Origin of the sequence: Neoakkermansia glycaniphila (assembly GCF_001683795.1) — a bacterium.
Lineage (GTDB): Bacteria > Verrucomicrobiota > Verrucomicrobiia > Verrucomicrobiales > Akkermansiaceae > Akkermansia > Akkermansia glycaniphila.
Genome location: NZ_LIGX01000040.1, coordinates 106,230 through 132,819 on the forward strand (window position 1 = coordinate 106,230; position 26,590 = coordinate 132,819).

Genomic DNA, 26,590 nt, shown 5'->3' on the forward strand with positions numbered 1-26,590 from the left:
GCCCGGACATTGACCACCACTATACCCAGAATCATTTCACGAACATGGACATCGACAGTTATCTCAACGAACATGAAAACAAAAGCCTCCTCCGCATCCTGACCTGCGGTTCCGTGGACGACGGCAAATCCACCCTCATCGGCCGCCTTCTCTACGACAGCAAGCTGATCTTCGACGACCAGCTCAGCGCCCTCCGGCGCGACAGCGAAAAAAGCGGCACCACCGGAGCGGGAGAATTCGACTACGCCCTCCTGCTCGACGGCCTCAAGGCCGAGCGGGAACAAGGCATCACCATCGACGTAGCCTACCGCTACTTCACCACGCCAAAGCGCAAGTTCATCATCGCGGACTGCCCCGGACACGTCCAGTACACCCGCAACATGGCCACCGGAGCTTCCACGGCCGACCTCGCCATCATCCTCATCGATGCGCGGCACGGCCTGCTCACCCAGACCCGGAGGCACGCCTTCATCGTCTCCCTGCTCGGCATCCGGCACCTCATCGTCGCCGTCAACAAGATGGACCTGTTCGACTACGACCGGAACGTCTTCGACAACATCCGGCGCTCCTTCGAGGAATTCGCCACGGGCCTCCACATCCCGGACATCCGCTACATCCCCCTCTCCGCCCTGAAAGGCGAAAACATCGTCCAGCCCTCCGAGGCCATTCCGTGGTACGAAGGCCCTTCCCTGCTCGACATCCTTGAAACAGTGGATACGACAGCGGACAGGAACCTCGACGACTTCCGCTTCCCCGTCCAGTACGTCATCCGGCCCGACCTGCATTTCCGAGGCTTTGCCGGATCGGTCGTCTCGGGCACCATCCGAACCGGAGACGAAATCGCCGTACTTCCTTCCCTCCGCACCTCGCGCATCAAGCGCATCGTCACAGCGGACGGCGACCTCGGCGAAGCCTTCGCTCCCCAGGCCGTCACGCTGGAACTGGAAGACGAAATCGACATCAGCAGCGGAGACATGATCGTCAAAGCGGACAACCTGCCCACCGTCTCCCGGCACCTGGAAGCCATCGTCATCTGGATGACGGACACCCCGCTGCGCGAAGGAAACAACTACCTCCTGCGCCATGCCGGGCGCAACGTCAAGGCCCACATCACGGACATCGTCCACCAGATCGACGTCAATACGCTCGAACAGCAGGCCGCGGACAATATCCCCCTCAACGGCGTCGCCCGCATCCGGCTCGAAACCGTCGCTCCTCTCTATCTGGACAACTACCGGGACAACCGCTCCACAGGAGTCTTCATCCTGATCGACCCCGTCACCAACACCACGGCAGGCGGCGCCATGATCCTGCGTCCCATCGAAGAGAACGACGGCTCCGGCACAGCATCGGCTCCGGCGGCACTCACTCCCATCTCCCTCGAACAGGGGTACATCACCGCCACCCAGCGCATCCGGAGGCAGGGCTATGCAGGCAGGGCCATCCTGCTTTCCGGCACGGATGCCGAACAGTCCCGCCATTGGGCCAAAACGCTCGAGCAGGAACTCTTCGCACGAGGCCTGCAAACATACTACCTCGCCGAAACGCAGCCGGAAACGTCCGTACCCTCCCCCGATGGCGTACAACGGCTGGCTGAACTGGCCTACACGCTTGCCGGAGCGGGCATCATCGCCATTGCCGCCATCCCGCATTTCCCCGCCGAGGATTTTGCCTACTGGCCGCCCGCCGACGGCACACGGCAGCCGCTGCTCGTGTGGCTGGGAGAGCCCGGCACCGCTCCGGCCGGCACGCACATCACCCTGCATCCCGGCAAACAAACGGAGCAGCGGTTCAACCTCCTCGTCGCCCTGCTCGCCGAAACGAACATCGCGCCGGAAACCTCCACCCACTAAACCGGCACCGCCTGAACCATGCAACCCGCCACCCATCCAGACAAAAAAATCCCGGACGTATCGACTCATACGTCCGGGATTGGATGGAAATCTCTGCTTTCAGGACTTTGCCGCAACCGTTTCTTCGCTCTGGAGAGCCTTTTCCGGTCCGCTGTTCTTGAAGCTTTCGAAAACGGTACGGGGTTCGCTCGGATTCTTCTGCAGCGCTTCAAAAATCTTGTCGCGCATCTGCAGCGCCGCTTCGAAGGCGGCCTCTTCGCTACCGTATTGGCGGTCGGAGAAGTACTTCGTAAACTGATTCCATTTACGGCAAATACTCAATCTCCAGCCCTGAAACGACGTTGTCTCGTATGTGTACCTCGTGATGTTACGTTGTGTCATGGTGAACTGGGTATGGGTTCGTAATCGCACAGAATTATGCCCTACGAAACGACTGTCTCACGATCACCATGCCATTTCAACCTAACAAACTAACATTTTTTCAAGATTCGGCAGAATTCACTTGGCAACGGCTTTCATCACATTGCCCAGAGCAGCAGACAATGAGCGCGCATTGGACAAGGGAACGTCCGTGTCGTATCCCCAGATCATCACACCGCCGATTTTCTGCCGAATGATCTCCTGCCCCTTCTGCTTGATAAGGTCCGGACCGTTGAAGTAATGCTTCTTCTTCGACTTGGGATCGACGAACGTATTCTCCGAAGCCTTCATGCGCGGAAACGAGCTCACGATATAACTGTAGCCCTTCTGCTCGTCCCAGTTGCGGTTCTCCACCTCGTTCGAATAAAACGGCACTCCGGCCACGATCTTGCAGTCCGGCATACCCGCCTTGCGGCAGGTATTGATATCGTCCAGCATGGCCTGCATGGTGGAGTGTTCGCCGCCTTTGTCATAGCTCATCGTATTGCCCCAGTCCAGCTGATCCAGCACACTGGGAGAAGCCATCTTGTAATAGGGTGTGAAAGCCGCCGTCACGGAGCATCCCTGCTCGAACAGCACGGGCTTCACCTCGCAGAGCAGCCACGCGAAATTCTGCCAGTCCTCATCGTTGTCCGGATATTCCCAGTCGAAATCGACACCGTCGAAGCCGTGCTTCTTGACGTACTCGCCCAGCGTCTTCGCCAGCTTCATCCTCTTGTCAAGAGATGCGCTCGTCGCTTTCAAACCGGGCGACGAATGGGCGATGCCGAGAATGATGGATACCGGACGTTTGCCGCGCAGCTTCTTGAGCTTTTCCAAACCCTGCAGGAATTTCGGATCCTCGCCGCCTACGATATTGCCCTCCTGATCGACGCTCACATTGAAATAGATGATATCGGTAATCAGTTTGAAATGGTCGGGCTGCAGCAGATCCGGGAACCAGTCCACCAGATTCGAACTGCGGAAATACGGCACGACGCGGTATTTGAACGGGAACACCTTGGCAGCACCCGCAGGAGAAGGATTCTCGATCTTCGCCTGCTGGCCGTTCACCGTCACATTCGTGCATTCCGCATCCACCTTCGCATTGCCGGGGGCGGATTTCTTCATATCCACCACCAGCCAATAATAGGCATCACCGGAAGCCGGAAGATTCTGGTTGCCAGCGAACGAAATTTCCCGGCCACCCTTTTTGACCATCTTCATATCGACGGGTTTCGCCCGGTAGTGGTCGGGAGCATTCAGCGAGAAGTAGGGTGTGCCGCCGGAACAGTACAGCGTTACATTGCCGATGGATTTCAGATCGCTCGTTCCTTCGAAATCGAACGTCAGCTTGTCCAGCTTCCCGGCCTGCCCGTCCGCTATGCGCACGCGAAGCAGGGGTTGTTTTTCCAGTCCGGCGTAAAATACGGGCTGTGTCTGGGAGCATACGGCTTCCACGGCCTGAGCGGCCGTACCGGCACAAAGGCTCAAAATGAGCGTTTCTAGAATGCGTGACATCGCCTGCAACGGTAACACAATTTCCGTTGCAGGTCAAGATGGCCCCGCGTCGGCGCAGACTACATGCCGCAGACGGCGGATGCAAAGCATCACCGGGGAATCTCGCCGACAGTCGTGCGGTTGTTGCGCCCGTCATCCCAGCCGGAGGGAGCCTGCCCGCCGCCGGAAGGAGCAGCGGCATCATCGCCGGCAGAGGGAGCAATCGCCGGGCGATCCGCTGCGGGAAGTTCCGGCACATTGATTTTCTGGGCATTCGCATCCTCCACCAGAGTGGCTTTCACATCATCCTTCACGCTTTCGAAAAACTTCTTCACGATGGATGCCGCCACGCGCCCCCCCGCGATCACTTCATGAGGACTGCCCTCATACAGGGCTGCATACGCATAGCGGGGATTATCGCTCGGCAGGAATCCGGCGAACCATGCCAGGAGGCACTCGTCGCTCTCCTTGCCCCACTGGGCGGTGCCCGTCTTACCGGAATTGGAAGTATAGCTCAAGGCGGCGCGGCTGCCGGTGCCGCCGTCCACGACGGCGCGCATCCCCTTGCGCACAACGGCGCAGGCATCCTTGTAATCCGTCAGATTATTCTGAATCTCCGGCATATTGGCGTTATACACCACATTGCCGTTGATATCGAGAATCTGCTTGACCAGATGAAGCTTGGGAAGATAGGTGCCGTTCGCAATGCCGCACATGGCATGCGCCACCTGCAAAGGAGTCGCCAGCAGCACTCCCTGCCCGATCGACATATTGGCGCTATCGCCTTCCAGATAAGGCTTGTCCTTCGTCCGGTTCATCCTCCGCGACATGAACAACTCGTCGGGCACGCATCCCGCCTTGTCGGGAAGCGGAATACCCGTCGTCGAACCGTAGCCGAAACGGCGGGCCGTATCCATCAGCAGGCGCGTTTCGTTCTTCATCCTGTACACGGCAGCCTTGTACATGAACACATTGTTCGACGATGCCAACGCCTGCACGCAATTGATGGAACCGGCCGGATTCTTGCTGTGGTTGCGGAAAATGTGATTGCCGATCGTAATCGAAGCGGGACAATCGATCAGCGTATCCTCCGTAATGGCCCCGTTGTACAGGGCCGAAGCGACGGTAATCGCCTTGAAAGTCGAAGCAGGAGGATACACGCCTGCAAAGGCGCGGGAGACGAGCGGGCTGCTGGGATCGTTGCGCAGCTTGTCATATTCCTTCTGCGAAATGCCCGGCACGAAGGAATTCGGATCGAAGGTAGGATTCGAAGCCATGGCCAGAACCTCACCTGTCCGGCAATCGAGAATGACCAGCGCGCCGCGTTTCGCCGTACCCTGCAAAGCCTTCTCCGCCAGTTTCTGCCACTTCGCATTCAGGGTCGTCACCACCGTACCGCCGGGCTTGGGTGGAGACTGGATATTGTTGATCAGCTCCTTGCCGTTTTCATCGAACATCAGGCGGCGCACGCCGGGCCTGCCAGTCAACTGCGCGTCGTATTTCTGCTCCAGGCCGGAACGCCCCTCGCTGAACTCGAACACGGGGTCGTTGTAATTGATCGGCCCCTTCGCCAGCTTGCTTTTCACGCCCGGATGGCCAAGCAGATGGCATGCGCTGTTCTTGCCGGGGTAAGTGCGGATATATTGGGGAGACAATTCCGCCGCCTCGATCTTTTGTATGCGCTTGCGATACTTGTCGGCATCCTTGGCACGGAGCACATCGGAAATGGGAAGAGGCAGCCACCGGCGATCCCGGTAATGCGCAATCAGATCTTCATCCTTGAATTCACCTACCTCAATACCGAGGCGGGCCACTTCGGCCAGGCAGTTGCGGGCCACGGACAAAATATGGGCATCGCTCTCATCCTTCAACTGCCCGAACACGATGGAAGCGCGGTAAGCGACTTCCGACTGCGCCAGAGGGTTGCCGAAACGGTCGGTAATCTGGCCGCGCGGAGCGGGAATCAGCAGGGAAATCGTCCGTGCATCCTTGCGGGTGCTGGCATACGTCACCCGGGAAGGGTCAAACGGATCCGTACCGATGGCGGGTTTTGTCGGCAGCGGCTTGTAGGTGGGCAGAGTTCCCACATTGCCCGGTGTCGGAGTATCCGGCACAGCCTCGAACTCCGGAGCTTCGTCCACGCCTTCGCGTTCACCCGTACCCGACACCGTATCCGTACGGTCGCCGGCCATCTTCACCGTCTGCACCACATCTTCTTCCACCTCTTCGGCAATCGGCGGCTCCGTGGCGTCGACAGGATCGGCGACAACACTTTGAGCATGCACAAACCCCTGACCGGCAATGGAAAGGGATACACTACAGGAAAGGAGGAAACGAAGCAGGGACATTGCGCGTGCAATATACCATCGAACACGCTCGCCCACAATCACTAATTATGTCTCCAAACATTTAGATTACTGCCTCATTCCATACTTGCCCTGGCACAAAACATTGCACATACTTCCGATGATATGGCACGCATCAACGAACATTTCCTCAAACTCCAGGCCGGATACCTTTTTCCGGAGATCGGACGCCGCGTTCAGGCCTTCGCCGCGGAACATCCCGACAAAGCCGGGCAAATCATCCGCTGCGGCATCGGCGACGTGACGGAACCCCTGCCTTCGGCTGCAATCGAAGCCATGCACAAGGCCGTCGACGACCTTGCCACGCATGAAAACTTCCACGGATACGGCCCCGAACAGGGTTACGCATGGCTCCGCGAAACCATCGCCCAAAACGCGTACGCCGCGCACGGCATCCGAGTCTCCGCCGATGAAATCTTCATCTCCGACGGCGCCAAGTGCGACATGGGCAACATCCTCGACATCTTCGGGCCAGACAACAGCATCGCCGTACCCGACCCCGTCTACCCCGTCTACGTCGACACCAACGTCATGAACGGAAACACCGGAAACATTCAGGAAGACGGCACCTACGAAGGGCTCGTCTACCTGCCCTGCACTCCGGAAAACAACTTCGTGCCGGACATTCCCAAGGAAAAGGTGGACCTCATCTACCTCTGCTTCCCGAACAACCCCACCGGAGCCGTCGCGCGCCGCAACGATCTGATCAAATGGGTCGAATACGCACTGGCGAACGATGCCATCATCCTCTACGACGGAGCCTACGAGGCCTTCATCACCGATCCGCTGATTCCCCGCTCCATCTTCGACATCCCCGGTGCGCGCCGCTGCGCCATCGAATTCCGTTCCTTCTCGAAGCAGGGCGGCTTCACGGGTGTGCGCTGCGGCTACGTCGTCATCCCGCAGGAACTCACCGGCAAGGACGGCCAGGGCAACCGCGTCCCCGTCTCCCAGCTCTGGGCACGCCGCCACAGCACCAAATTCAACGGAGCAAGCTACATTGTCCAGCGCGGTGCGGCGGCTCTCTTTACCGAACAGGGCCTGCTCGAAACCCATACCCTCATCAGCCACTACCTCGGCAACGCCTCCCTGCTTGCCTCCGCCTGCCGCCAGGTCGGCCTGCGCGTCTGGGGCGGTGAAAACGCCCCCTACATCTGGGTCGAATGCCCCAAAGGCACGAGCAGCTGGGAAATGTTCGACAAAATGCTGAAAGAAGCCCTCGTCGTCATCACGCCCGGCGCGGGCTTCGGCTCCATGGGGGAAGGATTCTTCCGCATCTCCGCCTTCAACACGCGCGACAACGTGAACGAAGTGTGCCGGCGCATCCACAAGCTCTTTGCCTGATATCCGGCAGCATGCACCCTCTTCGGAACCCCATGATCCTGCTTGGAGCCATGGGGTTCCTCTGTTCATGCGGCGAGAAAACGGAATCGCGCTCCTCGCCTCCGTCCGGCCTCGCGGAACACGCAGAACTCCGTGCATGGACCATGACCCGCCCCATGGCGGGAACCGCCTTCACGGCCCATCTCTACACGAACCTGCCTGCCTCCGAAGTCGAAAAAGCTCTTGCTCGTGCCTTCGAGGCTGCAGCAGCTTTGGAAAAAACACTCTCCTGCCGGGATGCCGCAAGCGAACTGAACCGCCTCAACAATGCCCCGTCCGGCAGCCCCTTCCCCATCTCCCGGCCGCTCGCCCAATCCCTGCAACTGGCCTGCCGCCTCGCGGAAGAAACGGACGGAGCCTACGATCCCACCCTCGGCCCGTGCATCCGCCTGTGGCACCGCGCGCGCAGCCGGGGAGAACTGCCCGCCGAGGCCGAACGACTGCAGGCACTCGCCGCATCCGGCCATGAAAAACTCAAGATAGCAGAAACCACCGCGACCAAACTCGTTCCCGGCATGCGCATCGACCTCGGCGGCATCGGCAAAGGCATGATGCTGGACGCCATGGCCTCCGAACTCCGCCAATCCGGCATCCCCCGCTACCTCCTCACGGACACAAGCGACCTCCTTGCCGGAGAGCCTCCGCCCGGCAAAACAGCATGGGAATACAAGGACTCCGGCGGAAAGATCATCCCCCTCCTGAACGAAGCGGCATCCACATCGGGAGGAAACAGGCAAAACATCGTCATTGGGAGCCGAAGCTATGCCCACGTGATCGACTCCCGCACGGGGCTGGGCATCCGGGCTGATCTTCCTCCGGCTACCGTTCACGCCCCTACCGCAGCGGAGGCCGATGCCCGTGCCACGGCTGCCGCCGTACGTGCGGCCCGATGCGCCCCGCCGCAACGGGAGATGAAAGAAGCTTGCCAAACACAGTAAAAACCTTGTACACTCCCCTCGACGGGAAACAGGCCACCATGGGGAAAATCACGGAAGAATGCATACGCAAAGTGAAGGAGGCGACGGACATCGTCGAACTCATCAACAAGTATGTGCAGCTCAAACGCGCCGGAACCGCATGGAAAGGCTGCTGCCCATTCCACGCGGAAAAAACGCCCTCCTTCTCCGTCAACCCCTCGCGGCAATCCTTCAAATGCTTCGGTTGCGGAGTCGGCGGAGACGCCATCAAATTCATCATGATGTATGAAAACCTCGACTATCCCGAGGCCATACGCAAGCTGGCGGACATCTCCAGCATCCCCATCGTCGAGGAACAGGACAACCCGCAGGAACGCCGCCGCCAGAAACTCCGCAGCAAAATCATCGAAATCAACAACCTCGCGGCCGACTACTACCACCGCCTCCTCTGCCGATCGCCGCAGGCGGCCCACGTCCGCGAATACCTGAAGCAGCGCGAAATCGGCATCGACATCGCCAAGGCATGGCAGCTCGGCTGGGCTCCCGTCTCCAGCGACGGCCTCCAGCACCTTGCGGCGCAGAAAAACATCGCCGAGCCACTCCTCAAGGAAGCCTACCTCCTCGGCACCTCGCAAAGCGGCCGCACCTACACTATCTTCCGCGACCGCCTCATGTTCCCCATCCGCAACATGCGCGGGGAAACCGTCGGATTCTCAGGCCGCATCATGCAGGCGGACCAGGACCCGCGCAAATACGTCAACACCGCCGAAACCGCAGCCTTCCACAAAAGCGACCTCCTCTTCGGCCTCTATCAGGCCCGCACGCACATACCCAAAAACGCAGACACCGCCATCCTCTGCGAAGGGCAAATCGACGTCATCGCTTGCCATGAAAAAGCCGGGCTTCGCCACACCGTCGCCCCGCTCGGCACCGCCTTCACCGAAGAACACTTCCACCTCCTCCGCAAATGCGGCACCCGGCGCATCATCCTCTGCCTCGACGGCGACGCCGCAGGCATCAAAGCCAGTGAAAAAGACTTCCGCATCCTCGCAGCAGCAGGCATGGAAGTCTATCAGGCCGCTCTGCCCCCCGGCGAAGACCCGGATTCTCTCATCCGCCGAGACGGAGCAGATGCCCTTCGCACGCTCGTGGAGCAGGCACGCCCCTTCCTTGAAGTGCGCCTCGCCTACGAACAGGAAAACACCCCGACCGATTCCAATGCCCGCGCCGCACTGGCCCACCGCATGATCGACCTCCTCCTCTGCATTTCCGACCCCATTGCGCGGGACGTCGCCACGGCGGACATGGCCAGCCGCCTGCACATCGGGCTGGAAGAACTGCGAACCGCCGTCTCCTCCGGAGCCAAAAAGGCCGAACGCATGAAAACGGGCCGCCGCCCCGCGCCCGCCGTCGATCCCGAAGAAACCGCCTATCGGCAGGCTCCCGTCGAAATCGCCCGCCCTCTCGCCGTCCATCGCTCCATCATGGCCCTCTGCGAACTCGCCCTGTGCAACGACCGGGCGCAGGAACTCATCATCGACCGCATCGAAGAACTCATGGAACCCATGCGCACCCTGCCCGGCGGCAGCATCCTCCAGAGCATACTGGAAGCCAGCCCCCCGCCCGGAGACGAAGAAGCATGGGCCGCCTTCCTCGGCACCCTGCCCGCCGGCCACGCACTCGCCCTGCGGGACATCCCCGTGCGGCACATCGAACTCTCCCGCCCCGAACACCACATTCAGGAAGCCTGCGCCGCCATCGCGCGAGTCACCCTCGAAATGCAGCGCGATGCCATCCGGGCCCGCCTGCAGGACCCCTCCGTTCCTCCCGACGAAAAACTCGAACTCTCCCGCCAGATCGTCGAAATCAACCGCATGCTCATCGAATAGCGCCCGCTGCCCGCCTTGCCGGAAGGATGCGCTTGCCAACAGTCCGCCCTTCATGCTAGACTGGGCATACGGATCAAAAGCACCGGCTTTTCGTTTCGGCATGCCTGAACCATCTCACCCTCCACCACCGACTTCCTCCCATGTTCACCATCTTCTTCCGGGCCTTTCTGATGATCGCGCCGGCCATTTTACTATCCATCTTTCTGCTTACCGACAATCTCGAATCCGCCGAGCAGGTCGCTCTGACCACCAGCAAACCCTTCATGTGCGTGGTCTTCGGCATCTACGAAGCCATCCTCTTCAAAATATGGGTCATGCCCTATCTGGCCGACCGGATCGTGAAATTCCTCTACGGCGACCAAGGCAGCCTTGACGAAAGCATGGAACGCATCCTTCAGGACATCCGCGAAGGCCGCAAAGATGAAGCGCTCAAAGCTCTGGAAGCCTACACGGCGGACTATCCCCGCCACCTCACCGGCTGGACCGAACGCGCCAACCTCCTGCGCGACGGCTTCAAACGGCCGCAGGATGCCGTCAAAGTCCTTGAGGAAGCCGTCGCACACATCTCCGGCAAGGAAGACAAGGCTCTCCTCCTCTACCGCATGGCGCGTATCTATGAACTCTCCCTCGACAACACGGCGGATGCGCAGAAAACCTACCGCCTGATCGCCGAACAATACCCGCGCACAGCCTACGGGCGGGAAGCTCTCGCTCACATTTCCGAATAGCCTCTTTTCCGGCATTCTTTTTCCAGCCGTTTCCGGCACATCCCGGCCCGCATTCCTCCGGCTTCCGGATGCTGTAAATCTATCTGTTTTTTAACAGGTCGTGCTTCCCGTGTGTCTTGCCTCATATGGACACACATGAAACTCATCCAAAAAAGAAGGATAACGCGGAAGACGAAGGACTGAACGGTTTCTACCACCCTCTGGAAGAAGCCGAAAAATTGAACGAGGCCGGAGAAGGCCACCCTCTCAACATCATGTCAGACCTCTACTATGAATCCTCTTCGGAAGCGTTTCATGAACCTGAAACAAACTGGAAGAAAGAACAGAAAAAACAATAAACCGACACAGCCATGAGCACAAACACACCCGCACCAGTCGGATCGTCCGGCAAAGGAGCATCCCTTGCAAGAATGGGAGTCTTCACGCTCGCGATGATCAATGTATCGGCCATCGTCAGCCTCCGCGGGCTGCCGGCTGAAGCCACCTACGGACTCAGCTCCGCCTTCTACTACATCTTTGCGGCCATCTTCTTCCTGATCCCGGTATCCCTCGTGGCGGCCGAGCTCACCACGGGCTGGCCCCAGAAAGGCGGCGTCTTCCGATGGGTCGGTGAAGCCTTCGGCACCCGCCTCGGATTCCTGGCCATCTGGCTTCAATGGATCGAAAGCACCATCTGGTTCCCCACCGTCCTCACCTTCGCCGCCGTCTCGCTCGCCTTCATCGGCCCCGACCAGCGATGGGATGAAGCCGTATCCGCCAACAAATGGTATGTCCTCGCCATCGTCCTCGCCGTCTATTGGAGCGCCACACTGCTGAACTTCAAAGGCATGAGAACATCGGCAGGCATCACGAAATGGGGTACCATGATCGGCACCGTCATCCCGGGAGCCCTCCTCATCGTATTCGGCCTCATCTACTGGGGTTCGGGCAACAAGGTGGACATTAACATGGCCCCCGGCAACTTCTTCCCCGACCTCACGAACTTCAACAACATCGTGCTCGCGGCCAGCATCTTCCTCTTCTATGCAGGGATGGAAATGTCCGCCGTACACGTCAAGGACGTGAAAAACCCCGGACGCAACTATCCGATGGCCATCCTCATCGCCTCCCTCATCACCGTGGGCATCTTCGTCCTCGGCACTCTGGCGATCGGCTACATCATCCCCGAAGCCCAGATCAACCTCGTCCAGAGCCTCCTGATCGCCTTTGACAAATTCTTCACGATCTTCCACATCACATGGCTCGGACCTGTGATGGCCGTATGCCTTGCGTGCGGCGTACTGGCACAGGTCGTCGCATGGGTAGGCGGCCCCTCCAAAGGTCTCCTGCAGGTAGGATATGCCGGGTACCTTCCCCGCGCCATGCAGAAAACGAACAAGAAAGGCGTCCAGACGGGCATCCTGTTCATTCAGGGCGGCATCGTCACCATCCTGTCCGTCATGTTCGTCATCATGCCCTCCGTCCAATCGGCCTACCAGATCATCTCGCAGCTCACCATCATCCTGTACCTCATCATGTACATGCTCATGTTTGCTGCCGGTATCGCCCTGCGCCACAAGGAACCGAACGTTCCCCGCACCTTCCGCATCCCCGGAGGAAAACACTTCGGCATGTGGCTCGTGGCCGGCGTCGGCCTCCTCGGCTCCGTCATCGCCTTCCTGTTCAGCTTCGTCCCTCCGGACCAGATCTCCGTGGGCAGCCCGACCCTGTACGTCGTCATTCTGCTTCTCGGAGCCGTCATCTTCGCAGGCATACCCTTCCTGATCTACGCCATGAAGAAACCCTCGTGGAAGAATACGGACTCCGCCAACGAATTCGAACCCTTCAACTGGGAACTCAAGAAAACGAATACCGAAACATCCGCCCCGGCACCGGAACAGCAACACTAACACTCGCACAGCCATGAATAAAAACGACATCCAATCGGCCATCGAAACGGCTCACGCGAAATTCGCCGGATGCACGGACGGAGCCAACGCCTCCTACATCCCCGAACTGGCCAAGGTACCAAGCACTCTCTTCGGCATCGCCGTCGTCACCAAAGACGGCGAAGTCTTCAGCACCGGCGATGCGGACACGCCCTTCGCTATCGAATCCATATCCAAGGCCTTCAACCTGGCCTTGGTCATGGACCAGATAGGCTCCAAGACGCTCCGTGAAAAAATCGGCGCCGACCCCACCGGAGAACCCTTCAACTCCGTGCTGGCGCTCGTCGCCCACGGAGGCCGCCCTCTGAACCCGCTCGTCAATGCCGGAGCCATGGCCACCGTCAGCCTCGTCGCCGGGGAAAACGGAGAAGCCGTCTGGGCCAACATCATGAAACGCTTCGCCGCCTTCGCCGGGCATCCTCTGAAAATCAACGACGACGTCTACGCCTCCGAATCCGCCACCAACAGCCACAACAAAGGCATCGCATGGCTACTCGACAGCGCCGGCTACTTCTACAACCAGCCCGACATGATCGTGGACCTCTACACCCGCATGTGCTCGCTCAACATCACCGTCAAGGACCTGGCCGTCATGGGCGCCTCCTATGCCAACGGCGGCGTCAACCCCCTGACCCACGAACCGGCCGTCCAGCGTGAAAACATCGCGGAAATCCTCGCCGAACTCACCATGTCCGGCCTCTACGATTCCACGGGCGACTGGCTCTACCGCACGGGCCTTCCGGCCAAAAGCGGCGTAGGCGGCGGCATCGTCACCATCGTGCCCAACCGGATGGCCATTGCCGCCTTCTCGCCGCCCCTCGACAAATACGGCAACAGCGTACGCGCGGAAAACGCCCTCATCGACATCATCGAAACGCTCGGCCTCAATCCGCTCAAGAGCTGAACCCGCCCCCACGCCTCCACCATGCAAAACGCCCCGTCGGTCCACAGGATCGGCGGGGCGTCGTTCATTTCTCCGTCAGGCGGAGAAACCGTAAACCCGCTCGTGAATCACGCGCACATACCCTGCCAGCGTCTCGGGATCGCACTCGCGGTTGCCCATCAGCCACAGAGGCAAAGATTCCCCACCCGCCCGGTAGGAAGGCTGCACGTAATCCTGCGTCAACAGAATGAAACCGTTCCTCTTGTAATAATTGATACGCCGCTCGGCCATCTCCGTCTCCGCCGGTTCCACCTCCAGAATCTGGAACATCGGCACCTCGCGGCGCAACCACTCCAGCACCTTGCCTCCGATGCCTGCGCTGCGCAGCTCGGAAGAAACCGCCAAATGCTCGCAATAGCAGAACTCGCCGAAATCCCATGTAATGAACAGCCCGACGGGAACTCCGTCCACCAGCACCACCCGGAAAAACATCTCCGGAGCATCGTCGATCAGCCGCAGCAGCGCATCGGTCTCCCGTCGCTCCTCCAGCGGAAACGCGGATTCGTAAAGAGGCAGCACGGTCTTCACCCACGGGTGCGAACTGTCGCGCACCGTCTGCAAGGTAACTGTCGAATGAACCATAGAACGGCATCCTGCCACAGCCCTGCCGGGGAAACAAGGAGAAAATGAATCATCCCATATCCGACAGGCGGCTTGACCTTCCTTGAGGAATATGCCAGAATATCTGTATGCAAGCAGAACCGTACCGCCCCAATGCCGCCATGATCTTCCGGCGCAGCGACGGCCGTATCCTCGTCTGCGAACGCAGCAAACCTGCGGGTGCATGGCAATTCCCGCAGGGAGGAATCGACTCGGGAGAAACCGCCGAAGAAGCCGCCGTCCGAGAAAGCATGGAGGAAATCGGCTATCCGCCGTCCGTCTATGAAATCGTCTTCTCGCGCAGCGGCTACCGCTACCGCTACCCCGAAGAAGCCAAAGGCCGCATCCATAAAAAACGCGGCATCTCCTACATCGGACAGGAACAAACCTACTTCATGTGCCAATTGCAGCAGCCTGCGCCTGCACCCGTCATCGACGGTCGCGAATTCCGCGACTACAAATGGATCTACCCGGAAGAATTCGACATGAACTGGCTTCCCGAATTCAAAAAAGACGTCTATCGGCAAGTCCTCAAAGACTTCTTCGGCATCGACGCATGACCCCCATCGCCCACCTCCGCACCGCCTACCCCGAAAAATTCGGAGTACCCCGCCAAAGCCGCCTCGTCCCCTCCGCACAGGCGCGCCTCGTCTTCGAACCTCCCTACCGCCACGAAGACTGCATCCGAGGACTCGACGCCTTCACCCACCTCTGGCTCATCTGGGAATTCAGCCGCAACGCCGGGCACCCGTGGAACCCCACCGTCCGTCCTCCCCGGCTCGGGGGCAACACCCGGCTCGGCGTCTTCGCCACCCGCTCCCCCTTCCGCCCGAATCCCATCGGACTCTCCGCCGTCGTCCTTGAGGGCATCGACCGCGATACTCCGGAAGGCCCCATCCTCCTCATCAGAGGAGCCGACCTCGTGGACGGCACCCCCATCTACGACATCAAACCCTACATCCCCTACGCCGACTCCATCCCCGAAGCCACCGGGGGCTTCACCGACAGCGAACAATGGCAGCCACTGGAAACCGCCTTCGCTCCCGGCCTCGAACTCCCGCCCGCCTGCACCCCGGCATGGCGGCAAACCCTCATCGAAACCCTCGCGCAGGACCCTCGCCCAGCCTACCAGAACGACCCGGACCGCCTCTACCACCTCATCCTCTCTCCCTGCGAAATCACCTTCCGCGTCGTCGGCAGCGCCGCCATCGTCACCGCCGTCTCACTCCATGGATAACCACCTCCAAGCAAGACTCGGCGCCGCATTCGACCGCAACTTCCGCGAACACGGCGAAATCGGCGCCTCCGTCTCCGTCTGGCAACACGGCAAGCTCCTTCTGGAACTCCACGGCGGACTCGCCGACAAAAAAACGGCAGCCCCTTGGACCGCCTCCACCCTCATCCCCATCTACTCCGCCACCAAATGCGCCTCGGCGGCCACCCTCCTGCTCGCCCTGCACCGCCGCGGACTCACCGCCGACCTGCCGGCAGGCGAACTCTGGCCCCGCTTCCCGGCACCGCAGCTCACCATCGCGCAAATACTCTCCCATCAGGCCGGACTCGCCGCCTTATCCCGGCAGGCGAACATCTTCGACCTCGACGACTGCATCGACGCCATCGAACACACCCGCCCGGCATGGCGCCCCCCGGCACACGGCTACCACCCGCACACCTTCGGCCCCATCCTCGACGGACTCATGCGCTCCCTCACCGGAACCCGCATCGGGCCGTGGTGGGAAGAAAACATCCGCCGCCCACTCGGCCTCGACCTCTACATCGGCTTGCCCGAAAGCGAACACCCCCGCGTCGGCACCCTCTACCCCGGCAAAGCCGCCGGACTCGACCTCGACACCCCATTCTACCGCCAATACCTCGCCAGCGGCACCCCCATCTATCGAGCCTTCCACAGCCTGTCCGGCATCGATTCCGTCCGAGCCATGAACACCCCGGCGGCATGGACATCCGCTTCCCCGGCCAGCGGCGGCATCGCCACGGCAGCCGGCCTCGCCCGCTTCTACCAAATCCTGCTGGGGCACGACGCACCACACCTCTTCCCTCCCTCAGTTCTGCACGACCTTGCCACCATCCGCACGCAGGGCGACGACCTCACCCTCCTCACCCCCACCGCCTTCTCCTGCGGAGCCATGCTCGACCCGGCCGACCCGGCCGACCCGGCCACAGGCCTGCCCCTGCGCCGCCTCTTCGGAGGCACGGGCTTCGGCCACGCCGGAGCCGGAGGCTCCCACGCCTTCGCCCGGCCCTCCTCCGGCCTCAGCTTCGCCTACACCATGAACCAGATGGAACTCAGCGTCCTTCCCGCCCGTAAAACCACGGTGCTTTTATCCGCCCTGCTGCAGGAAACCTGACTCTTTTCCCATAAAAAATCCTCTGCCGCTACATACGGCAGAGAATCATTCTTCAATCATTTCAAAATTCACTTCCGGCGGCGAAAAGCAAACAGGCCCATGCCGAAAAGTCCAAGCATGGCTGTAGAAGGCTCGGGAACGAGCTCGCTCATCCTGGCCACAGCCACGGCATTCACGCCCGAACGGCTTCCGCCATTCAAGGTAAACGTCACGCTGCCGGAGCCATCCGCAATGATATTCTCGTATTTCAACACGGCTACCTGATCGCTGGCGCACACATAATTGGAATTGACATTCATATCCGTATAACCGACTTCCGATCCGGCAGCCGTACCGGCAGTCGTCGCCGTATAGCGTGAAAGGGAGGATTGAGCATCCGTATAGGTATTGGCCAATTGAACCCCATTGGTATAGGTATTGCCACCCAGGCCGATTACGATGTAGAAGCAATAGCGCTCACCGCTCGTAAGACCATTGAATTTCATCGTATTATTCGTTTGCCCGCCATTCTTGAGACCATCGCCCCATACGGTCTGGGATATGGGAGCGCTCAATCCGAGCCTGTAGCTCATCTCCTGCAGCACCGTACCGGAAAAACCATGGAACTTTCCGGACTCCCATTTCACATTGGTCGTCTGGCTCTGAGCAAAAAGATTGCCTCCGCCTGCCAGAACCATGCTGATTCCATCTGCGCCGTTGTAGGTATTCCAATTATTGTTAACCTGTGTCCATCCGGACGTATCATTCGCGCCCATATCGAACAAAGCGGCACCTTGTGCCATTGTCAATGAACACGCAACTGCAACGAGTGAAATAATTTTTTTCATAAGAAATATAGGCCGTACGACTATATAATACCGGATTTTGAATCTGCTGTCAATCATCAAAACCGAAAAAATGTTCGTTTTTATTATATTGTGAAGAAAAAAGCGGTTCCTTTGATCTTCCATATTTATAGGAAAACGATTTTGAACCAAAAATATAATATTTCTTATTCATTCAATTCGAGATAGTTGCTTGTTTGATACATGATAACGGATTCAAAATCCGAATCTTTCCGAAAAGTTGGAGGAACCGCTTCATTCTTGACTTTTTTCACATGCAGGGCATACACTGCGTGCATGCGTTTGCAATACTATTCCGACGAAGAAGGCGAAAGCGTCATCGGCCTGTGGGTACCGAAAAGAAACTGCTTCATCGACGTCACCGATCAGGAAGAACAACTCTGGACCTGCATGCTTCCCGGCGCAGCCTCGAAAAAAATGCGCAAGGAAATCGAAACATGGATCTCGCAGGGCGCACCGAAAGGAGTCCCCGTCGATATGGACGGTCTCGTCGTCTCCTCCGCCCTCCACGTCCTCCCCGGCACCATCGCCTGCCTCGGAAAAAGCTATGCCGCCCATGCCATGGAGTTCAGCGGCGACGCCCCCACCGAACCCTCCATCTTCCTCAAAGCAGTCTCCGCCATCAGCTCAGACCTCGAAGAAGTATTGCGCCCCGTCGGCAGCACCAAGCTGGATTATGAAGTCGAACTCGCCGTCATCCTCGGCGACACCCTCAAGAACGCCACCGAAGAGGAAGCCGCCCGCGCCATCGTCGGCTACACCCTCATGTGCGACTACTCCGAACGCGCCTTCCAACTCGAACGAGGCGGCCAGTGGACCAAGGGCAAAAGCTACGAAAGCTTCGCTCCCTTCGGCCCCGTCCTCGTCACCAAAGACGAAATCCACGCCCCGGACAACCTCGTCCTCACCCTCAAAGTCAACGGCGAAATCCGCCAGCAGGACACCACAGCATCCCTCATCTGGCCAGTGGCGAAACTCGTCGCCTACGTCTCGCAATTCATGACCCTGAACCCCGGCGACGTTATCTCCACCGGCACGCCCAGCGGAGTCGGCCACGGCATGACCCCGCCCCAGTACCTCCAGCCCGGCGACGTCGTCGAATTCGGATGCGACAAAATCGGCTGGGTTCGGCAGCACGTCGTCCAGGATACGGCTGACTGATGCCCCGGCAAATTTGCATTGCAATCCATCCCTTCATCCATATACTCATCTTATGCCATACGATTTGATTGTCATCGGCGGCGGTCCCGCTGGATATGTGGGCGCCATCAAAGCCGCCCAGCTTGGAAAAAGCGTCGTCTGCGTCGAAAAGGAACGCGTCGGCGGCACCTGCCTGAACTGGGGCTGCATCCCGACCAAAGCCCTCCTCAAAAACGCCGAAGTCTATGAAACGCTGGCGAAAAAAGCAGCTGAATTCGGCATGAAAGTCGATGGCTTCTCCGTCGACTGGAGCGAAGTCATCGGCCGCTCCCGCAAAATCAGCGACCGCCTCGCGGGCGGCGTCGGCTTCCTCTTCAAAAAGAACAAAATCGACTCCGTCGAAGGCGAAGCCGCCATCACCGCTCCCGGCAAAGTCCAGGTCACGGCGGCGGACGGTACCGTCACCACGCTCGAAGGCACAAACATCATGATCTGCACGGGCGCCGTCACGCGCAACGTACCCGCCTTCCCCATCAACGGCAAAACCGTCATCGGCTCCCGGGAAGCCCTCGTCCTGCCCGAACTGCCGAAAAGCATGATCGTCATCGGTTCCGGAGCCATCGGTTCCGAATTCTCGAACCTCTACCACACCTTCGGCACGGAAGTCACCCTCATCGAAGCCCTGCCCCGCATCCTCCCGAACGAAGACGACGACTCCTGCCAGGCCCTCGAACGCGCCTTCAAAAAACAGGGCATCAAATGCCTCGTCGGAGCCAAAGTCGAAAGCCTCTCCACCACGGACAACTCCGTCACCGCCACCGTCACCACCAAAACGGGCAAAACGGAAGAAATCACGGCGGATGTCTGCCTCGTCGCCGTCGGCGTCCAGCCCGTCGTCCCGCAGGCACCCGGCCTCGAACTCACCGACCGCGGCTTCATCAAGGTGGACTCGCGCTACGCCACCAGCATCCCCGGCGTCTATGCCACGGGCGACTGCATCGGCGGCGTCCTTCTTGCCCACACCGCATCCTTCGAAGCCGTCCAGGCCGTCCAGGGCATGTTCGATCCCGCCTACCAGCCCAAACAGGTCGTCAACTTCCCGAGCTGCACCTACTGCCACCCGCAGGTCGCCTCCGTCGGCAAAACGGAACGCGCCCTCAAGGAAGCGGGAATCGAATACAAAGCCGGCAAATTCCCCTTCCAGGCCCTCGGCAAAGCCGTAGCCTCCGGAGAAACGGAAGGCTTCGTCAAACTCCTCTTCGGCAAGGAACACGGAGAACTCCTCGGCGCACACATCGTCGGCGACAACGCCACGGAACTCATCGCCACGCTCGACCTCGGCCTCACCGCCGAACTCACGGACGAAGACATCCACTCCACCATCTTCGCCCACCCCACCCTCTCCGAAGCCATCCACGAAGCCACCCTTGCTGCGGACGGCCACGCCATCCACGCATAACCCGGCATCCCCCAACTGCCCATGGCCGGACAATTCGACGACAAACGCTGATCGCAGGCTCCCCTCGGGGAGCCTGCCGCATGGCCGCAACCGGAAGCCCGGCATCAGAAAGTTGGCATCATCGACAAAAAACTTTCCCCATAACCCACCCTCGACACCTCCCACCGTGCAACAACTATTCTACTACCAAAAAGACGACGGCCAGGCCGAAGGCCCGTACACATGGCCGGAAATCCAGCAATTGCGAACCCAGCAAATCATTCAGGACGAAACGCCGATCCGGCAGGAAACCTGCAATACATGGGTGCCCTACCACCGGATCGTCATCTTCGTCAAGCCATCGCTCAAACCATCATTTGAATTCCCGGACAACCCAGCCATTCCGCTCCTCTGCCTCATCGCTGCGGCATGGGTACTGTTCGGACTGTGGTCGCTCTTCGGCGGCAGTGAAACGGATCCCCAGACGCGCAGCACATTTGGTACCATCCTTGTGTTTCTTTCCGCAGGCGCAGGCTGCTACTGTCTGGCCGCCATCCTCAAATGGTTCGTCGCTTGCATCAAATCGTCGCATGCCCACTCCGCACAGCCGGCGTACATCCCCTTCCACCTCCTCTCCGCATTGTGGATCATCTTCGGATTCTGGATGCCGTTCGTACAACCCGGATCGTCTGTACACACCATAGCCATCTGCCTTTCCGTCTTGATCCTCCTTTCCACGGCTGTATTCTTCCACTGGATGGCCTCCATCCTCAAATGGCTGGCAATCTTCGCCGAATCGTCTACCTCAGGCCCCTCCCGCACGGCATACATACTCTGCCGCCTCATCACGGCATCATGGGTCATGGCCGGAATATGGACACTGGTCGCGCGAAGCGGATCGTCGCCGCAGGCACTGTCCACATGCCTCACCGTACTCACCTACTTCTCCACAGCCGTCTTCTTCTACTGGTCGGCCGCCATCCTCCAATGCCTCATCAGCCGGGCAGGACGCCGCGCCGGATAACCTCCTCACGCTGCCCCACTTCGTCACACACCTCCGCCTCACCATGTTCGATCATCCGTTAAGCCATCCTGCGAACGAGTCGCCCCGCCGCCGCCTCGCGGGAGGGGCATTCTCCCTGCTGTTGGGTGCAGCAAGAATCGCATGCTCGGCTCTACTCTTCATGATACTGGTAGCCGGAGGAATCTATCTGAGCGGAATCCTGCTCACGGGCATCCTGCACCTCTCCCGCACCTTCTGATGCCACAGCGCATCATCGATACACCACGCACGAATGAAGAAAAAATACTATTACGATCAGGACGGCACCAAAGAAGGCCCCTTCACCGCCCGGGAAATCCAGCAACTCCTCTACGAAGGCACCATCGGAACGGATGCATGGATCCGCAGCGAACAAAGCACCACATGGCGCAAACTGGAAGACGTCTCCTTCGACGACCCGGAAGACCCCGCCGCTGCCGATCCCTCCTCCCGGAAAGCGGCCGCCATGGCCATGCTCGGTTCCCTCACATGGAAGACGAAGCTCCTGCTGGCCATCCTCATCATCGTCCTCCTTCCCCTCATCATCCTCATCGGCATCGTCAGCCTCATCATCCGCACACTCCGCAAAATATAACCTTTTCTTTGCCATGAGAGCTGTTTATCCTTGAAAGAATAAGGGTATCCATTACACTCTAGCGCATATCTATGTCTGAACACAAAGAACGCAAGACCCTCGAAGAACGGAATCAGGCTTCCGATCTGGAACGTCTGCGCCATTCCTGCGCCCATATTCTGGCGACCGCCATCTGCCGGCTCTGGCCCAATGCCCAGCTTGCAGGCGGACCCGCCGTCGAAAACGGGTTCTATTATGACGTGGACCTCGACCACAAAATCTCCACCGAAGACTTCGAAACAATCGAAGCCGAAATGAAGAAAATCGTGAAAGAGAACCAGACATTCGAGCGTCGCACCGTCACTCGCGCCGAAGCGCTTGCCATGGCGGCAAGCGGTGCCCTTGGCGCAAACGGCCCCCGCAGCGTTCCTTCCCAATTCAAAATAGACCTGCTCGAGCGCATCCCCGACGACGAAGAAATCACCGTCTATGCCAACGGCGACTTCACCGACCTTTGCGCCGGCCCCCACGTCGGACGCACGGGCAACTGCAAAGCCTTCAAAATCATGAGCGTGGCCAGCGCCTTCTATCAGGGGGACAAAACGCGGCCCATGCTCCAGCGCGTCTACGGCACCTGCTTCCCGAACAAAACCCAGCTTGAAGAACACCTTGCCCGCATCGAAGAAGCGCGCAAACGCGACCATCGCCGCATCGGCCGTGAAATGGGACTCTTTACCATCGACGAAGCCGTCGGCCAGGGCCTCATCCTCTGGAAGCCGAAAGGCGCCCTCGTCCGCCGCTCCCTGCAGGACTTCATCACCGAAGAACTCGACAGGCTCGGCTACTCGCAGGTCTACACCCCGCACATCGGCAAGCTCGACCTCTACCGCACCTCCGGCCACTTCCCGTACTACTGCGAAAGCCAGTTCCCGCCCATCGCCGAACGCGAAACCATCGAAAGACTCTGCAAGGAGGAAGCCTCCTGTGCCGAACTCTTCAACGGCCTCACCACGGGCACCATCGAGGGCTACATGCTCAAACCGATGAACTGCCCGCACCACATCAAAATCTACGCGAGCGACGCCCACTCCTACCGCGACCTCCCCGTGCGCCTTGCCGAATTCGGCACCGTATACCGCTGGGAACAAAGCGGTGAACTCGGCGGCATGACCCGCGTCCGCGGCTTCACGCAGGACGACGCCCACATCTTCTGCACCCCCGAACAAATCGGGCAGGAAGTGCGCCAGTGCCTCGGCATCGTCAAAACAATCCTCGGGACCCTGCAGATGAACGACTACCGCGTCCGGCTCTCCCTGCGCGACCCAGACAGCTCCAAATACGTCGGCTCACCCGAAAACTGGGACCTCGCCGAAGCAGCCCTCCGCAAGGAAGTGGTGGAACTCGGAGCCGAATGGACCGAAGAACCCGGAGAAGCCGCCTTCTACGGCCCGAAAATCGACTTCATCGTCCGCGACTGCATCGGCCGCGAATGGCAGCTCGGCACCGTACAGGTAGACTACAACCTCCCCGAACGCTTCAACCTCCATTACACCGGAGCGGACAACAAACCGCACCGCCCCGTCATGGTACACCGCGCCCCCTTCGGCTCCATGGAACGCTTCACCGGCCTCCTCATCGAACACTTCGAAGGCAAATTCCCCACATGGCTCGCGCCCGAACAGGTGCGCATCCTCCCCATCTCGGAAAAAGTCGCCGAAGCAGCCGAAGAACTGCGCCGCACCTTCGCCGCACAGGGCATCCGCATCACCCTCGACGCCACACCCGACAAAATCGGTGCGAAAATCCGCAACGCCCAGCTCGACAAAGTGCCGTACATGCTCGTCATCGGCCAGCGTGAAGCCGAAGAAGGAAAAGTCTCCGTGCGCCACCGCGACCTCGGCGACCTCGGCACCCATTCCGGCGCCGACTTCCTCGCCGCATTGAAAGACGAACTTGCCGCACGCCTCATCAGGCCAGCCTTCCAGCCCGTACAAAAATAGTAAGTATTCATACCAACCAGACACAACGTGCCTAAACCAACAAGCAACAATAACTCCCAAGACCGCCGACGCAACAACCAGCGCGGCGACCAGACCCGCGTCAACGACCGCATCCGCGCGCCGCGCGTCCGCGTTGTCACCGCCAAGGGCGAACAGCTCGGCGTCATGAACACCCGCGATGCGCTCGAACGCGCCAAGGCCATCGGCCTCGACCTCGTGGAAGTGGCGGCCTCCGCCGACCCGCCCGTCTGCCGCATCATCGACTACGGCAAGTACAAATACCTGCAGGCCAAACTGCAGAAAAACAACAAGGCCAAAATCGTGAAGATGAAAGAGGTCAAACTCCGCATCGGCACGGATGTCAACGACTACAACGTCAAAATGGCTCGTACGGAAAGCTTCCTCGACCATGGGCACAAGGTGCGCTTCCAGCTCCGCTTCCGCGGGCGTGAAAACGCCCACCATGAACTCGGCTTCGAAGTACTCAACAAAGTCATTGAAGACATGAAAACCATGGCTCAGGTGGATCAGCCTCCGCGCCTCGGCGGCAACACCCTCACCATGGCACTTTCTCCCTTGCCCGCCGCACAGCGAGTCAAAAAATTCAAGGCTCACCTCGACGAAGGCTTCGACGCGGATTCGGAAGAATACGACGAAGGCAACGACAGCTCGGACAACGAAGAATAAAAACACCCGTCCTCACCGCTTCAAAGCCGGCTCTCCCCCTGCGGAGAACCGGCTTTTTCCATACACGCGCCTGTGGCCGTAAACCCGGGCATCTCGCTTGACTCTTCCATGATAATGAGGCATAATTCCTTCGTTATGTTGAAAGGAATCTCCCCCGTCATCAGCCCCGAACTCCTGAAAACCCTCGCCGAAATGGGCCATGGCGACGAAATCGTCTTCTCCGATGCCCACTTCCCCGGCCACACATTCAATGCCAACGTCCTCCGGGCCGACGGCCTCGGCGCCGACACCCTCCTTGCCGGCCTCATCCCCCTCTTCGAACTCGATGCCTACGCCACCCCCGTCATCATGATGGAAGCAGTTCCCGGCGACTCGCTCGACCCCTCCGTCGAAGCCAAATACCGCAAAGCTCTCGGTTATCAAGGCACCGTCGAACGCATTGAACGCTATGCCTTCTACGAACGCGCCAAACAGGCCTACGCCGTCGTCATCACCGGAGAAACCGCCAAATACGGCAACATCATCCTCAAAAAAGGCGTCACCCCCGTCGCCTGAACTCTGCCGCCATGTACCGCATCTGCAAACGCATCGAACTGGAAAGCGGCCACCTGCTCTCCAAACATCCGGGCAACTGCCAATTCCCGCACGGCCACACCCGCAGCGTCGAAATGGTCTTCGCCGCCGAAGAGCTCGACGCCAACGACATGGTCATGGACTTCAAAGCCATCAAGGAAATGCTGGGAGACTTCCTCACCCGGTTCGACCATGCCCTCTGCATGAACACGGACGACCCGAACTACGAAACCTTCCGCACAGCCTACGGAGACCGCGTCATCCCCTTCACCAGCAAAGACCCCACCAGCGAAGTCATGGCTCGCACCGTCTTCATCCAGGCAAGCTCCGCCCTTGCGGATGCCATCGAAGGCAAATACGCCTACCCGGTACGCCCCAGCGTCCGGCTCGAACGAGTCCGCGTCTGGGAAACCAGCAGCTCATGGGCCGAATACTCCGCACATTGACATGACCGGAGACAACTGGATGCAGCAGGAACTGGATGCCCTCGAAGCCTCCGGCAACCTGCGAACGCTTAAAACCGTCGAACCTGCCGGCAAACACCTCCTCTACCAAGGCAGAAAATACCTCAACCTCTCCTCCAACGACTACCTCGGCCTCTCCGAAACATCGCTGCAGGCCGACTTCGCCCGCGACACCCTCTCCAGCATCGACTGGACCCGCGAATACCTCTTCAGCAACCCGGCCTCACGCCTCATGACAGGCAACAGCCGCCACTACGAAGAACTCGAAACCTCCCTCTCCACCCTCTACGGCGGCCGCAACGCCCTCGTCCTCAGCTCCGGCTTCCTCGTCAACTCCGGCCTCCTCCCCGCCCTCGCCCGCAAAGGCGACCTCATCCTGGCGGACAAACTCGTCCATGCCTCCGTCATCGAAGGCCTCCGCCTCGGCGAAGCCGAATGGAAACGATACCGCCACAACGACATGGACCACCTCGAAACACTCCTTCGAGGTGCAGAAAACCGCACCGTATGGGTCGTCACCGAATCCGTCTTCAGCATGGACGGCGACATCGCGCCGCTCCGGCAACTCGCCGACCTCAAAAACAAATACGGCTTCAAACTCTACATCGACGAAGCCCACGCCTTCGGCGCAATCGGCCCTTCCGGAGCCGGACTCGCCGCCGAACTCGGCCTCCTCGGCGCATGCGACATCCTCGTCGCCACCTTCGGCAAAGCCGTCTCCTCCGCAGGAGCCTTCGCCATCACCGACCCATTGACCCGGCAATACCTCGTCAACAAAATGCGCCCCCTCATCTTCTCCACGGCCCTTCCCCCCATCACTCTCATGTGGAGCAAATACATCGTCGACCGCCTCCCGGGCCTCGAACACCTCCGGCAGCACCTCCGCACCCTGCGCGCCATCATCGAACGGCAACTCGGCATCCCCGCCCCTGTCTCTTATACACATCTGACGCTG

Annotated in this window: 26 protein-coding genes; 21 read left to right on the forward strand and 5 right to left on the reverse strand. The window is 59.6% G+C overall.

Going from position 1 to position 26,590, the window contains the following annotated elements; translation table 11 throughout:
* Positions 1-8 precede the first annotated feature (8 nt).
* Positions 9-1,853, forward strand: coding sequence for a sulfate adenylyltransferase subunit CysN (cysN, locus tag AC781_RS11760; protein ID WP_281241784.1), 1,845 nt, complete (start codon positions 9-11; stop codon positions 1,851-1,853).
* 99 nt (positions 1,854-1,952) lie between these two features.
* Here the strand turns inward: cysN and AC781_RS11765 are convergent, their stop codons facing one another.
* The 3 genes from AC781_RS11765 to AC781_RS11775 all read right to left on the reverse strand — a co-directional run bounded on the left by AC781_RS11765 (position 1,953) and on the right by AC781_RS11775 (position 6,037).
* A complete protein-coding gene (locus AC781_RS11765) occupies positions 1,953-2,234 on the reverse strand; it encodes a hypothetical protein (RefSeq protein WP_141675905.1) in 282 nt (93 codons plus the stop codon).
* Between the two features lie 117 nt (positions 2,235-2,351).
* Positions 2,352-3,773: a glycosyl hydrolase family 18 protein gene (locus AC781_RS11770; protein ID WP_067777661.1), complete on the reverse strand. Its 1,422-nt coding sequence runs from the start codon at positions 3,771-3,773 to the stop codon at positions 2,352-2,354.
* An 89-nt stretch (positions 3,774-3,862) separates the two neighbouring features.
* Positions 3,863-6,037, reverse strand: coding sequence for a penicillin-binding transpeptidase domain-containing protein (locus AC781_RS11775; protein WP_172801827.1), 2,175 nt, complete (start codon positions 6,035-6,037; stop codon positions 3,863-3,865).
* Between the two features lie 186 nt (positions 6,038-6,223).
* Here AC781_RS11775 and AC781_RS11780 point away from each other — a divergent pair, with 186 nt between their 5' ends.
* From AC781_RS11780 to glsA, 7 genes are all read left to right on the forward strand, one after another.
* Positions 6,224-7,462 (forward strand): LL-diaminopimelate aminotransferase, encoded by a 1,239-nt coding sequence (locus tag AC781_RS11780; RefSeq protein ID WP_067777663.1) that lies wholly within the window; start codon positions 6,224-6,226, stop codon positions 7,460-7,462.
* 32 nt (positions 7,463-7,494) lie between these two features.
* Positions 7,495-8,439: an FAD:protein FMN transferase gene (locus AC781_RS11785; protein ID WP_067777664.1), complete on the forward strand. Its 945-nt coding sequence runs from the start codon at positions 7,495-7,497 to the stop codon at positions 8,437-8,439.
* Positions 8,440-8,444: 5 nt separating this feature from the next.
* Positions 8,445-10,307, forward strand: a complete 1,863-nt coding sequence (dnaG, locus tag AC781_RS11790; protein ID WP_067777665.1) for a DNA primase — start codon at positions 8,445-8,447, stop codon at positions 10,305-10,307.
* Positions 10,308-10,447: 140 nt separating this feature from the next.
* Positions 10,448-11,035, forward strand: coding sequence for a tetratricopeptide repeat protein (locus tag AC781_RS11795; protein ID WP_067777666.1), 588 nt, complete (start codon positions 10,448-10,450; stop codon positions 11,033-11,035).
* 125 nt (positions 11,036-11,160) lie between these two features.
* Entirely contained in the window at positions 11,161-11,373 is a 213-nt protein-coding gene (locus AC781_RS11800) for a hypothetical protein (RefSeq protein ID WP_067777667.1), read from the forward strand.
* Between the two features lie 12 nt (positions 11,374-11,385).
* Positions 11,386-12,924 (forward strand): glutamine/gamma-aminobutyrate antiporter GadC, encoded by a 1,539-nt coding sequence (gene gadC / locus AC781_RS11805; RefSeq protein WP_067777668.1) that lies wholly within the window; start codon positions 11,386-11,388, stop codon positions 12,922-12,924.
* A gap of 13 nt (positions 12,925-12,937) precedes the next feature.
* Complete coding sequence (gene glsA, locus AC781_RS11810) at positions 12,938-13,867, forward strand: glutaminase A (protein WP_067777669.1); 930 nt, start codon at positions 12,938-12,940, stop codon at positions 13,865-13,867.
* A 75-nt stretch (positions 13,868-13,942) separates the two neighbouring features.
* On the opposite strand, the gene AC781_RS11815 is transcribed toward glsA, so the two are convergent.
* The gene (locus AC781_RS11815) at positions 13,943-14,488 is read right to left on the reverse strand and encodes a GNAT family N-acetyltransferase (protein WP_172801826.1); all 546 of its coding nucleotides are present in this window, start codon (positions 14,486-14,488) and stop codon (positions 13,943-13,945) included.
* A 107-nt stretch (positions 14,489-14,595) separates the two neighbouring features.
* Here AC781_RS11815 and AC781_RS11820 point away from each other — a divergent pair, with 107 nt between their 5' ends.
* From AC781_RS11820 to AC781_RS11830, 3 genes are read left to right on the forward strand one after another with little or no spacing between them, the layout of a single operon-like run.
* Positions 14,596-15,066 carry an NUDIX domain-containing protein gene (locus tag AC781_RS11820; protein ID WP_067777670.1) on the forward strand — a complete coding sequence of 157 codons (471 nt, stop codon included), beginning with the start codon at positions 14,596-14,598 and terminating at the stop codon, positions 15,064-15,066.
* Positions 15,063-15,743, forward strand: coding sequence for a tRNA (N6-threonylcarbamoyladenosine(37)-N6)-methyltransferase TrmO (gene tsaA, locus AC781_RS11825; RefSeq protein WP_067777671.1), 681 nt, complete (start codon positions 15,063-15,065; stop codon positions 15,741-15,743). Before AC781_RS11820 ends, tsaA begins: the two co-directional genes overlap by 4 nt.
* Positions 15,736-16,872: a serine hydrolase domain-containing protein gene (locus tag AC781_RS11830; RefSeq protein ID WP_067777672.1), complete on the forward strand. Its 1,137-nt coding sequence runs from the start codon at positions 15,736-15,738 to the stop codon at positions 16,870-16,872. Before tsaA ends, AC781_RS11830 begins: the two co-directional genes overlap by 8 nt.
* A 68-nt stretch (positions 16,873-16,940) precedes the next feature.
* Here the strand turns inward: AC781_RS11830 and AC781_RS11835 are convergent, their stop codons facing one another.
* Positions 16,941-17,699: a PEP-CTERM sorting domain-containing protein gene (locus AC781_RS11835; protein ID WP_172801825.1), complete on the reverse strand. Its 759-nt coding sequence runs from the start codon at positions 17,697-17,699 to the stop codon at positions 16,941-16,943.
* A gap of 294 nt (positions 17,700-17,993) precedes the next feature.
* Here AC781_RS11835 and AC781_RS11840 point away from each other — a divergent pair, with 294 nt between their 5' ends.
* The 10 genes from AC781_RS11840 to AC781_RS11880 all read left to right on the forward strand — a co-directional run.
* The gene (locus AC781_RS11840) at positions 17,994-18,878 is read left to right on the forward strand and encodes a fumarylacetoacetate hydrolase family protein (protein WP_067777674.1); all 885 of its coding nucleotides are present in this window, start codon (positions 17,994-17,996) and stop codon (positions 18,876-18,878) included.
* A gap of 52 nt (positions 18,879-18,930) precedes the next feature.
* Positions 18,931-20,316: a dihydrolipoyl dehydrogenase gene (lpdA, locus tag AC781_RS11845; protein WP_067777675.1), complete on the forward strand. Its 1,386-nt coding sequence runs from the start codon at positions 18,931-18,933 to the stop codon at positions 20,314-20,316.
* Between the two features lie 166 nt (positions 20,317-20,482).
* Entirely contained in the window at positions 20,483-21,319 is an 837-nt protein-coding gene (locus AC781_RS11850) for a hypothetical protein (RefSeq protein ID WP_067777676.1), read from the forward strand.
* Between the two features lie 43 nt (positions 21,320-21,362).
* Positions 21,363-21,557, forward strand: coding sequence for a hypothetical protein (locus tag AC781_RS13830; RefSeq protein ID WP_141675907.1), 195 nt, complete (start codon positions 21,363-21,365; stop codon positions 21,555-21,557).
* A 33-nt stretch (positions 21,558-21,590) separates the two neighbouring features.
* Positions 21,591-21,932, forward strand: a complete 342-nt coding sequence (locus tag AC781_RS11855) for a GYF domain-containing protein (protein ID WP_067777677.1) — start codon at positions 21,591-21,593, stop codon at positions 21,930-21,932.
* Between the two features lie 71 nt (positions 21,933-22,003).
* On the forward strand, positions 22,004-23,911 hold the full coding sequence (gene thrS, locus AC781_RS11860; RefSeq protein ID WP_067777678.1) for a threonine--tRNA ligase: 1,908 nt from the start codon (positions 22,004-22,006) through the stop codon (positions 23,909-23,911).
* 27 nt (positions 23,912-23,938) lie between these two features.
* A complete protein-coding gene (infC, locus tag AC781_RS11865) occupies positions 23,939-24,598 on the forward strand; it encodes a translation initiation factor IF-3 (protein WP_067777679.1) in 660 nt (219 codons plus the stop codon).
* Positions 24,599-24,733: 135 nt separating this feature from the next.
* Positions 24,734-25,153 carry an L-fucose mutarotase gene (gene fucU / locus AC781_RS11870; RefSeq protein WP_067777680.1) on the forward strand — a complete coding sequence of 140 codons (420 nt, stop codon included), beginning with the start codon at positions 24,734-24,736 and terminating at the stop codon, positions 25,151-25,153.
* Between the two features lie 11 nt (positions 25,154-25,164).
* Positions 25,165-25,617, forward strand: coding sequence for a 6-pyruvoyl trahydropterin synthase family protein (locus AC781_RS11875; RefSeq protein WP_067777681.1), 453 nt, complete (start codon positions 25,165-25,167; stop codon positions 25,615-25,617).
* Position 25,618: 1 nt separating this feature from the next.
* Positions 25,619-26,590, forward strand: a 972-nt coding sequence (locus tag AC781_RS11880; protein ID WP_067777682.1) for an aminotransferase class I/II-fold pyridoxal phosphate-dependent enzyme, incomplete at its 3' end; no start/stop codon positions are given.

What these genes read in the sequence shown, in the direction of transcription:
- AC781_RS11875 (WP_067777681.1), top strand. Translation starts at nt 25,165, where the DNA reads ATGTACCGCATCTGCAAACGCATCGAACTGGAAAGCGGCCACCTGCTC.
- AC781_RS11770 (WP_067777661.1), bottom strand. Translation starts at nt 3,773, where the DNA reads ATGTCACGCATTCTAGAAACGCTCATTTTGAGCCTTTGTGCCGGTACG.
- AC781_RS11840 (WP_067777674.1), top strand. Translation starts at nt 17,994, where the DNA reads ATGCGTTTGCAATACTATTCCGACGAAGAAGGCGAAAGCGTCATCGGC.
- AC781_RS11785 (WP_067777664.1), top strand. Translation starts at nt 7,495, where the DNA reads ATGATCCTGCTTGGAGCCATGGGGTTCCTCTGTTCATGCGGCGAGAAA.
- AC781_RS11820 (WP_067777670.1), top strand. Translation starts at nt 14,596, where the DNA reads ATGCAAGCAGAACCGTACCGCCCCAATGCCGCCATGATCTTCCGGCGC.
- AC781_RS11780 (WP_067777663.1), top strand. Translation starts at nt 6,224, where the DNA reads ATGGCACGCATCAACGAACATTTCCTCAAACTCCAGGCCGGATACCTT.
- AC781_RS11800 (WP_067777667.1), top strand. Translation starts at nt 11,161, where the DNA reads ATGGACACACATGAAACTCATCCAAAAAAGAAGGATAACGCGGAAGAC.
- gadC (WP_067777668.1), top strand. Translation starts at nt 11,386, where the DNA reads ATGAGCACAAACACACCCGCACCAGTCGGATCGTCCGGCAAAGGAGCA.
- AC781_RS11855 (WP_067777677.1), top strand. Translation starts at nt 21,591, where the DNA reads ATGAAGAAAAAATACTATTACGATCAGGACGGCACCAAAGAAGGCCCC.
- AC781_RS11795 (WP_067777666.1), top strand. Translation starts at nt 10,448, where the DNA reads ATGTTCACCATCTTCTTCCGGGCCTTTCTGATGATCGCGCCGGCCATT.
- AC781_RS11815 (WP_172801826.1), bottom strand. Translation starts at nt 14,488, where the DNA reads ATGGTTCATTCGACAGTTACCTTGCAGACGGTGCGCGACAGTTCGCAC.
- glsA (WP_067777669.1), top strand. Translation starts at nt 12,938, where the DNA reads ATGAATAAAAACGACATCCAATCGGCCATCGAAACGGCTCACGCGAAA.
- lpdA (WP_067777675.1), top strand. Translation starts at nt 18,931, where the DNA reads ATGCCATACGATTTGATTGTCATCGGCGGCGGTCCCGCTGGATATGTG.
- AC781_RS11765 (WP_141675905.1), bottom strand. Translation starts at nt 2,234, where the DNA reads ATGACACAACGTAACATCACGAGGTACACATACGAGACAACGTCGTTT.
- AC781_RS11830 (WP_067777672.1), top strand. Translation starts at nt 15,736, where the DNA reads ATGGATAACCACCTCCAAGCAAGACTCGGCGCCGCATTCGACCGCAAC.
- AC781_RS11835 (WP_172801825.1), bottom strand. Translation starts at nt 17,699, where the DNA reads ATGAAAAAAATTATTTCACTCGTTGCAGTTGCGTGTTCATTGACAATG.
- fucU (WP_067777680.1), top strand. Translation starts at nt 24,734, where the DNA reads ATGTTGAAAGGAATCTCCCCCGTCATCAGCCCCGAACTCCTGAAAACC.
- tsaA (WP_067777671.1), top strand. Translation starts at nt 15,063, where the DNA reads ATGACCCCCATCGCCCACCTCCGCACCGCCTACCCCGAAAAATTCGGA.
- thrS (WP_067777678.1), top strand. Translation starts at nt 22,004, where the DNA reads ATGTCTGAACACAAAGAACGCAAGACCCTCGAAGAACGGAATCAGGCT.
- AC781_RS13830 (WP_141675907.1), top strand. Translation starts at nt 21,363, where the DNA reads ATGTTCGATCATCCGTTAAGCCATCCTGCGAACGAGTCGCCCCGCCGC.